Raw genomic sequence first — 8,860 nt, forward strand, 5'->3', positions numbered from 1 at the left:
GCCCGTGGAGTTCTCCAGGGCCGCGATGCCGTTGACGAAGTCGCGGGCGTAGTCCTTCTGCCACCGGAAGGGAGGGTGTACGACGACCACCTCGGCGCCGACGTCGGCCGCCATCTCCGCGGAGCGCTGGAGCTTGCCCCACGGCTCGGTGCCCCAGACCCGCTGGGTGAAGAGCAGGCACGGCGCGTGGATCGCGCTGATCGGGATCTCGTGGTGCTCGGAGAGCTGCTTGACCGCGGAGGTCTGCTGGCTCAGGGCGTCGATGCCGACCATCACCTCGACGGCGTCGTAGCCGAGCTGGGCCGCATAGGCGAAGGCGTGCGCGGACGACTCGGGATAGACCGAGGCCGTCGAGAGTCCGATGCGCGGGGTCACCCGTCCAGCACGCTCATCGTGTCGATGCGCTCGAGGATGACGCCCTCGCGCAGCGCCCACGGGCAGATCTCGAGCTCGGCGAGGTCGAAGATGTCCATGCAGGCCTCGGCGACCAGCGCGCCGGGGACGATCTGGTGGGCGCGGCTCGGGGAGACGCCGGGCAGGTCGGCCAGCTCCTCGGGTGTCATCGCGACCAGCTTGGGGATCCACTGCCGTAGCGCCTCGAGCTGCAGAGAGCGCGGCACCAGGGCACCGTCGCCCGACGGAGCGGCCCCGCAGATGCGCGCCAGGGATCGGAAGGTCTTGGACGTCGCAGCCGCCCGGTGGGGCGTGCCGGCACGCAGCAGGTTGCCGGCGTCGCGGGCGATCTCGGTGCGGATCTGCTTGCGGATCTGGCGGATCCGGGACTCGTCGAGCTCGCCGTCGGAGAAGGTCCGCGCCAGCCGGGCGGCGCCCAGCGGCAAGGACCACGCGACGTCCGGGCGCTCGTTGGTGCCGCCTGCGATCTCGAGCGAGCCGCCGCCGATGTCGAAGACGGCCAGTCGGCCGGCCGACCAGCCGAACCACCGGCGTACGGCGAGGAAGGTCAGCCGCGCCTCGTCCTCGCCGGAGAGCACGGCGATCTGCTCGCCCGTGCGCTCGCTCACGGTGCGCAGGACGTCGTCGGAGTTGACCGCGTCGCGCACCGCCGAGGTGGCGAAGCTCAGCATCGCCTCGCAGCCCTTGTCCTCGGCCACGACCAGCGCCTCCGCGGTGAAGGCCGCGAGCGCGTCGATGCCGGTCTGCGAGACGGCCCCGGTCTCGTCGAGGTGCTCGGCGAGGCGCAACGGCTGCTTGTAGGAGAAGGCCGGCAGGGGTGCTGCGCCGTCGTGTGCGTCGACCACCAGCAGGTGGCCGGTGTTGGAACCGATGTCCAGGACGCCCAGGCGCATGCGACAAACCTACCGCCACCGCCACCTCCGGGCCGCGTAGGCTCAGGCGCATGCCCGAAGTCGACCTGGTCTTTCCGCGCGCCTTCGTGGAGTTCGTCAACCCGGCCGACGAGACCGAGGTGATGCGGTGCGACCTCACCTGGCTGACGTCGAGCTACATGTGCATCTTCGGGCAGGGTTGCCAGGGCATCTACGCCGACGCCCCCGACACCGGCTGCTGCACCCTCGGGGCGCACTTCGCCGACAAGGCCGACGAGAAGCGCGTGGCCGGCTACGTCGCCCAGCTCGACGAGACCCAGTGGCAGTTCCACCCCGGGCGCGAGGTGAGGAAGAAGGACTGGATCGAGACCGACGACGAGGGCGACCGCAAGACCCGCACGATCGAGGTCGACGGCCAGCAGGCCTGCGTCTTCCACAACCGCGCCGACTTCGCGCCCGACGGCACCCCGGTCGGAGCGGGCTGCGCCCTGCACGGACTGGCGTTGCAGCAGGACCGCAACCCCCTCGAGACCAAGCCCGACGTGTGCTGGCAGCTGCCGATCCGCCGCCGCTTCCGCAACGTCGAGCGCCAGGACGGCACCACCTACACCGAGGTGACGATCACCGAGTACGACCGCCGCGGCTGGGGTGCCGGTGGCCACGACCTCGACTGGTACTGCTCCGGCAACACCGAGGCCCACGTCGCCGTCGAGGCGGTCTACGTCACGCACGCCCCCGAGCTGACCGAGCTCATGGGCCCGGCGGCGTACGCCGAGCTGGTGCGGCACTGCGACGCCCACGTGCGCTCGCGCTCCGCACTCGCGCTGCACCCCGCCGACCCGCACTGAACGGTGCGACACGCCCGGCAGGTGCATCCTCTGGGGTGGATCCGGTGCGCACACGGCGACTTCTCGACATCAAGAGACCCGACCCCGCCTGCGGAACCACACGGCTGCCTGTCGCACAATGACGGACATGCGCCTGGACCACCTCTCTTTCGCCGCGGGCCCTGACGGCCTCGCAGGAACCGCCCAGCGTCTGGGCGATCTCCTCGGTCGTGAGTTCACCGACGGGGGCATCCACCCCCGCTTCGGCACCCGCAACATGACCTTCCCGCTGGCCGAGGGCACCTACCTCGAGGTCGTCGAGGTCCTCGACCACCCGGCATCCGACAAGGCCCCGTTCGGCCAGGCAGTGCGCGCCCGCTCCGCCCTCGGCGGCGGCTGGCTCGGCTGGGTCGTCTCCGTCGACGACATCACCGTCGTCGAGCAGCGTCTGGGCCGCTCCGCGGTCGTCGGCAGCCGCCACCGCCCCGACGGCACCGAGCTCCGCTGGCGCCAGATCGGCGTCAACGGCCTGATCTCCGACCCCCAGCTGCCGTTCTTCATCGAGTGGGAGTCCGACGCCGAGCTGCGTCCGTCCTCCGGCTCCGGCAGCGACTTCTCCCTGGCCTGCCTCGAGATCGCCGGCGACCCGCAGCGCGTGAGCGAGTGGCTCGGCGAGAGCGTCGAGGCGCCCCTCGAGGACGTCAAGGTCGAGTGGGTCGCCCCCAACGGCACCCCCGGCATCCTCGCCGCACAGTTCCAGACCCCGCGCGGCCTGGTCCGTCTCTGAGCGTGTCCCCTGGGCCGTCCGGCGGCCCACCGGTGCCGCTGGGTACCGTCCCCAGCCCCAACATCTGGTCCCACACCGCGACCTATGAGATCGAGAACCAGGCGGTCGATCCCGACGGTCGCCTCGACGCCACGATCCGCTCCCTCGTCGACGTCTCCGGCGCCCACCTCCTCGACCTCGGCTGCGGCACCGGCTTCCACCTGCCCGGCTTCGCCGCCGCCGTCGGCCCCACGGGCTCGGTGACCGGCGTCGAGCCGCACCCCGACCTGCTCGCCCTGGCCCGTCGTCGTACGAAGGCCGTGGCCGGGGTCCGCGTCCTCCAGGGCACCGCCCAGGAGGTCCCGCTCCCCGACCACAGCGTCGACGTCGTACACGTGCGGTGGGCCTACTTCTTCGGCCCCGGCTGCGAGCCCGGACTGGCCGAGCTCGAGCGCGTCGTACGACGTGGGGGCACCGCGGTCGTCATCGACAACGACGGCTCCCGGTCGACGTGGGGCGCATGGTTCCGTCGCGGTTACCCGCACCTGCCCCCGCCCCAGGAGATCGAGCGCTTCTGGGTCACGCGGGGCTGGACCCGCACCCCGGTCGACATGGACTGGCGCTTCACCTCACGCGCCGACCTCGAGGCGGTCGTGCGGATCGAGCTCAAGCCGGACGTCGCCGACGAGGTGCTGCGCGACCACGAGGGCCTCGAGGTCGACTATGCGGTCAACGTGTGGTCGAAGGTGTTCTAGCTGGTCGCTCTGCGCGGTGGCGCGGCCGGGCGTCGGGTCGTGTGCCGCTCGCAGCGGCCGAGCGCGGTCTCCGGCACACGACCTGCCTGGCGAATCGCACCGGCGACGTGGTCCGCCGGCCCTCGTCGGGTCGTGTGCCGCTCGCAGCGGCCCAGCGCGGTCTCCGGCACACGACCCGCATGCGACCCGCAGCCACCCCACCTAGCTGGAGCGGCGCACCGCCAGCGTGGGGACCAGCAGCTTGCCGGGCAGGATGCGCCGGGGGTGGGCCAGCAGACCCTCGAGAGCGTTGACGACCTCGATCGCGACGTCCTCGAGAGGCTGGCGCACCGAGGTGAGGCCGGGATGCATGACCTGCGCGGTCTGGGAGTCGTCGAAGCCGACGACCGCGACGTCCTCGCCGGCGTGCATGCCGCGCTCGGCGAGCGTGTGCATGACACCCATCGCGAGGGTGTCGGAGGCACAGACGAAGCCGGTCGGGCGGGCCTCGTCGAGCAGCACCGCACTGGCCTCGCGGCCACTGTTGACCGTGTCCTCGACCCGGGACGCGAGGCCGGTCGTCGGCAGGTCCTGCTCCTTGAGAGCCCGGCTCCAGCCCGAGCGCCGGTCCTCGCCGATGAAGGAGTCCTTGCGCCAGCCGATCCAGGCGATGCGGGTGTGGCCCTTGTCGAGCAGGTGCTGCGTCGCGAGCTCGGCGCCCGCCGCGCCGTCGACGTCGACCCCACGGGTGCGTCGCGGCCGGGTCGTCCCAGGGACGACCGAAGGCGACGAAGGGAGCCCGCCGCTCGCGGAGCCAGGCGGCCTGCGGGTTGCCGAGGTAGGTGTCGGTGACGACGAAGGCGTCGACCGCGGTCGAGCGCAGCAGGTCGTCGTAGCCGGACTCGGGGTCGGTGGGGTCCCCCGAGAAGAGCAGCACGTGGTAGCCGGCCTCCCGCGAGGTGTCGACCAGCGAGTGCACGAAGCGGTCGGCCGCCGCGTTGGCGGTGAACTCCTGGACCGGGCTCATCCGCAGCCCGATCAGGTGGGAGGAGCGGGTGCGCAGGTTGCGCGCGGCACGGTTGGGCGAGTAGCCGAGCTCCTCGATCGCCTCCTGCACCCGCACCAGGGTGTCGGCGCGCAGCAGCTCGGGGTTGTTGACCGCGTTCGAGACGGTCTGGCGCGAGACGCCGGCGCGCTCGGCGACGTCGGCGAGGGTCGGCGGCACCGTGGGCGCCCGCCCAGGCATCCTCGTCATCGCACCTCCACCGGACTTGATCGTTCCAATGGGGATCATATGGGAGTACGACGGCGCTCGTCCTCACCCTTAGGAGTCTGGTCTGCCGGGAGCCAGGTGGGTCGCGGGGCGGCTGTCGGTGGCAGGGCCTAGCGTTCGGTGCATGGCCAAGACCGCGCGACCCGCCTTCCGGTGCAGCGAGTGCGGCTGGGAGACCGGCAAGTGGGTCGGGCGCTGCGGCGAGTGCCAGGCGTGGGGCTCTGTCGCCGAGGCTGCCGCTCCCACCATGCGCACCGCCGCCTCGGCCGTGACGACCGCTGCCGTGCCCATCACCGAGGTGTCGGTGAGCGAGTCGGCCTTCCGCGCCAGCGGCGTGCCCGAGCTCGACCGGGTGCTCGGGGGCGGGCTCGTGCCCGGGGCCGCGATCCTGCTGGCCGGCGAGCCCGGTGTCGGCAAGAGCACCCTGCTGCTCGAGGTCGCGGCGCAGACCGCGGCCCGCACCCACCGCACCCTCTACGTCACCGGCGAGGAGTCGGCCTCCCAGGTGCGGCTGCGAGCCGACCGCACCGGCGGGGTGCAGGACGAGCTCTACCTCGCGGCCGAGACCGACCTCGGCGCCATCCTCACCCACATCGAGACGGTGCGTCCCACCCTGCTGGTCGTCGACTCGGTCCAGACCATCGGCGCCTCCGGGCTCGAGGGGGTCCCGGGCGGGGTCACCCAGGTCAAGGAGGTCGCCGCCGCGCTGATCCGCGTCGCCAAGACCCGCAACATCACCGTGGTCCTGGTCGGCCACGTCACCAAGGACGGCTCCATCGCGGGTCCCCGGGTGCTCGAGCACCTGGTCGACGTGGTGCTCCACTTCGAGGGCGACCGCAACTCCCGCTTCCGGATGGTCCGTGCCGTCAAGAACCGCTTCGGCCCGGTCGACGAGGTCGGCTGCTTCGACCTCGGCCCCGAGGGCATCACGGCCGTCACCGATCCCACCGGCCTCTTCATCGAGAACCACCACGGCCGGGTCTCCGGCACCTGCGTCGCCGTCACCATGGAGGGCCGGCGTCCGTTGCTCGCCGAGGTCCAGGCCCTGGTGACCCCCTCGGCGATGGAGCGTCCACGGCGTACGACGTCGGGGCTGGACGGCTCGCGCATCGCGATGGTCCTCGCCGTCCTCCAGCAGCACTGCGGGATCCGCCTGCACGCCCACGACGTCTTCGCCTCGACCGTCGGCGGCGCGCGGCTCGGCGAGCCGGCCAGCGACCTCGCTGTCGCGGTCGCCCTCGCGTCGGCCACCTTCGACAACGCCGCCCCGGCCGGGGTCGTCGCGATGGGCGAGATCGGCCTGGCCGGCGAGCTGCGCCGGGTGCGCGACCTGCCCCAGCGACTGGCCGAGGCCGCCCGGCTCGGCTTCCGCATGGCGGTCGTCCCGGCGGGTCCGTCGACCCCCGGTGGGGTGCGCCCGACCTCGAGCGACCGCACGGTCGACGGCATGCGGGTCATCGAGGCGCCCGACGTCGCCTCGGCCCTGCGCGTGCTCGGTGTCGCCCGACCGGCAAAGCGCGCGCTCCACGGCGTGGACGACGGCTAAACTCCTGCGAGGCCGACCGTGGCCATGTCTCAGCACCCAGGGAGCACCGTGCCAGTCGATCGAACCGATGAGGTCCTGCGCCTGCGCGAGACCCTCGCCTCCATCGCTCCCGGCACGTCCATGCGTGACGGTCTCGAGCGCATCCTGCGGGGGCGCACCGGCGCGCTGATCGTCATGGGCCACGACAAGACGGTCGACTCGATCGCCACCGGCGGCTTCACCCTCGACGTGCCCTTCACCGCCACCGGGCTGCGCGAGCTGGCCAAGATGGACGGCGCGATCATCGTCGACGGCGACCTGACCCGGATCCTGCGCGCAGCCGTGCACCTCATGCCGGACCACACCATCCCGTCGGAGGAGACCGGCACGCGGCACCGCACCGCCGACCGCGTGGCCCGCCAGACCGGCTTCCCGGTGATCTCGGTGTCGCAGTCGATGCAGATCATCGCGGCCTACGTCGGCGAGACCCGCCACGTCCTCGAGGGCTCCGGCCAGATCCTCTCGCGGGCCAACCAGGCGCTGGCCACCCTCGAGCGCTACAAGCTGCGCCTCGACGAGGTCGCCAGCACCCTGTCAGCGCTGGAGATCGAGGACCTGGTGACCGTCCGTGACGTCGCGGTCGTCGCCCAGCGCCTCGAGATGGTCACCCGGATCGCCCGCGAGATCGACGACTACGTCCTCGAGCTCGGCACCGACGGCCGCCTGCTCTCGCTGCAGCTCGAGGAGCTCATCACCGGCGTCGACACCGAGCGCGAGCTGGTGATCCGCGACTACGTCGCCACCGGCCGCCGCAGCAAGAGCCCCGAGGAGCTGCTCAACCGCCTCGAGCTGCTCTCGGCCACCGAGCTCGTCGACCCCGCCGCTGCGGCGAAGGTCCTCGGCCTCGGCAGCAGCGAGCACCTCGACGGCGCGGTCGCCCCCCGCGGATACCGCCTCCTCGCCAAGGTCCCGCGGCTCCCGTCCTCGGTCGTCGACCGGCTCGTCGACCACTTCGGCACGCTCCAGAAGCTGCTCTCCGCCGGTATCGACGACCTCCAGGCCGTCGAGGGCGTCGGTGAGCTCCGCGCGCGCAGCGTCCGCGAGGGCCTCTCCCGTCTCGCCGAGTCGACGATCCTCGAGCGCTACGTATAGCTCGCCGAGTCGGCGCGATGTTGCACTCCGGCGGCCGAGTCGGCGCGATGTTGCAGCCGTGGCGCGGCCTGCGGGGGTGGCCGCGAGGCAGTCGTGTGCCCCAGCCAGCGCTCCAGCGCTCCAGCGCGGCGAGCGGCACACGACCCGACCAGCCCGCCCACCCCGGCCGACCAGGAGCTGGGTCGTGGGTCGCGGACCGCACTCAGGCGCAGCCTCGGGCACACGACCCGGGCACGGGCTGGCGCACGGCCTGCAACATCACGCCGACTCGGCGTACGCCGTGCAACATCACGCCGACTCGGCATACGCCGTGCAACATCACGCCGACTCGGCGTATGGCTCAGCGACCGTCGGGCTCCACGGCGCCGGAGGGCTGAGTACCACCACCGTTGCCCGAGCCACCGTCGCCTGAGCCACCGTTGGCCGCGCCGCCGTCTCCCGAGGCCGAGCCACCGGAGCCGGAGCCGGAGCCGGAGCCGGACGGCGACGGCTGCTGGGTGGGGGTGGCGGTCTCGGTGATCACGTCGGCGACGGGCGCCTCGAGGGTGAACTGCACGTCGGTCGGCTCGCCACCGAGCGCGGCGGCGATCACGTGGTAGTCGCCGGGCAGCGCCCAGTCGGTCAGGCGCGAGCAGTCCTCGTCGGAGCGCCTGGCGTCCCACACGAGGGCCACCGTGGTGGGCTCGGCGGAGCGGACGATGACGTCCTTGACCGGCACCACGGAAGGGCACTGCTGCGAGGACCAGATGTCGTCGTCGCCCGAGGTGAGCTTCACCGACAGGTTGCCCGAGGACACCCGCCACGTGCAGGCGGGGTCGACGATCGTGGTCAGCGACAGGAGGATCACGACGTCGCGGCCGGCGACCGCGTCGACGGCCGACGGCGTGATCGCGATGTCGGCCTCGTCGCACGGCCCGTCGGGCACGGCGAGCGGCGGTGGCTCGGGCGTCGGGGTCGCGGTGGGCCGGTTGCCCTTGCCCTTGCGGGGCTTCTTGGTCGGTGAGGCCGAGGGCGAATCGCTGGGCGCCGTCGAGGACGGCACGGCCGCGGCCTGCTCGGCCACGCCCGCGTCGGTCGACGCACCGTCGCTGTTGCCGCCGAGGAGCCGCGCGAGAGCGACCACCAGGACCAGGCCCACCGAGAGCAGCACCAGGCGCCGACGCCAGTAGACGCCCGCGGGAAGCGGGCCCCGAGTCATCGACGAAGCCATGCGCCAACGCTAGTCAGCCGGCCGCCCTCGATCGCGTTGCCACACCGAGGGGACAATGGGCAGCGATGTCCGAGAGCGCCCCGCACC

9 protein-coding genes and 1 pseudogene are annotated in these 8,860 nt (G+C 72.5%); 5 read left to right on the forward strand and 5 right to left on the reverse strand.

Going from position 1 to position 8,860, the window contains the following annotated elements; genetic code table 11:
* Both RMN98_RS09875 and RMN98_RS09880 read right to left on the reverse strand, forming a co-directional pair.
* Positions 1-375, reverse strand: a 375-nt coding sequence (locus RMN98_RS09875; protein WP_397209282.1) for a sugar phosphate isomerase/epimerase family protein, incomplete at its 3' end; no start/stop codon positions are given.
* Entirely contained in the window at positions 372-1,307 is a 936-nt protein-coding gene (locus RMN98_RS09880; protein WP_309648644.1) for a Ppx/GppA phosphatase family protein, read from the reverse strand. The genes RMN98_RS09880 and RMN98_RS09875, both read right to left, overlap by 4 nt.
* A gap of 50 nt (positions 1,308-1,357) precedes the next feature.
* Here RMN98_RS09880 and RMN98_RS09885 point away from each other — a divergent pair, with 50 nt between their 5' ends.
* The 3 genes from RMN98_RS09885 (at position 1,358) to RMN98_RS09895 (ending at position 3,634) form a co-directional block, all read left to right on the forward strand.
* Positions 1,358-2,134, forward strand: a complete 777-nt coding sequence (locus tag RMN98_RS09885) for a hypothetical protein (protein WP_309648645.1) — start codon at positions 1,358-1,360, stop codon at positions 2,132-2,134.
* Between the two features lie 127 nt (positions 2,135-2,261).
* Positions 2,262-2,900, forward strand: coding sequence for a VOC family protein (locus RMN98_RS09890; RefSeq protein WP_309648646.1), 639 nt, complete (start codon positions 2,262-2,264; stop codon positions 2,898-2,900).
* Between the two features lie 32 nt (positions 2,901-2,932).
* Positions 2,933-3,634, forward strand: coding sequence for a methyltransferase domain-containing protein (locus RMN98_RS09895; protein WP_309648647.1), 702 nt, complete (start codon positions 2,933-2,935; stop codon positions 3,632-3,634).
* Positions 3,635-3,835: 201 nt separating this feature from the next.
* Here RMN98_RS09895 and RMN98_RS09900 read toward each other — a convergent pair whose 3' ends face one another.
* A complete protein-coding gene (locus RMN98_RS09900) occupies positions 3,836-4,309 on the reverse strand; it encodes a substrate-binding domain-containing protein (protein WP_309648650.1) in 474 nt (157 codons plus the stop codon).
* A gap of 442 nt (positions 4,310-4,751) precedes the next feature.
* Positions 4,752-4,907 (reverse strand): annotated as a pseudogene (locus RMN98_RS09905) (LacI family DNA-binding transcriptional regulator); the annotation flags it as partial.
* A gap of 103 nt (positions 4,908-5,010) precedes the next feature.
* Between RMN98_RS09905 and radA the strand changes: the two are divergent.
* Positions 5,011-6,432, forward strand: coding sequence for a DNA repair protein RadA (radA, locus tag RMN98_RS09910; RefSeq protein WP_309648648.1), 1,422 nt, complete (start codon positions 5,011-5,013; stop codon positions 6,430-6,432).
* A 48-nt stretch (positions 6,433-6,480) separates the two neighbouring features.
* On the forward strand, positions 6,481-7,563 hold the full coding sequence (gene disA / locus RMN98_RS09915) for a DNA integrity scanning diadenylate cyclase DisA (protein WP_218031265.1): 1,083 nt from the start codon (positions 6,481-6,483) through the stop codon (positions 7,561-7,563).
* 340 nt (positions 7,564-7,903) lie between these two features.
* Here disA and RMN98_RS09920 read toward each other — a convergent pair whose 3' ends face one another.
* Positions 7,904-8,773: a hypothetical protein gene (locus RMN98_RS09920; RefSeq protein WP_309648649.1), complete on the reverse strand. Its 870-nt coding sequence runs from the start codon at positions 8,771-8,773 to the stop codon at positions 7,904-7,906.
* Positions 8,774-8,860: the final 87 nt, after the last annotated feature.

This window comes from Nocardioides sp., assembly GCF_031397825.1.
Classification (GTDB): Bacteria; Actinomycetota; Actinomycetes; order Propionibacteriales; family Nocardioidaceae; genus Nocardioides.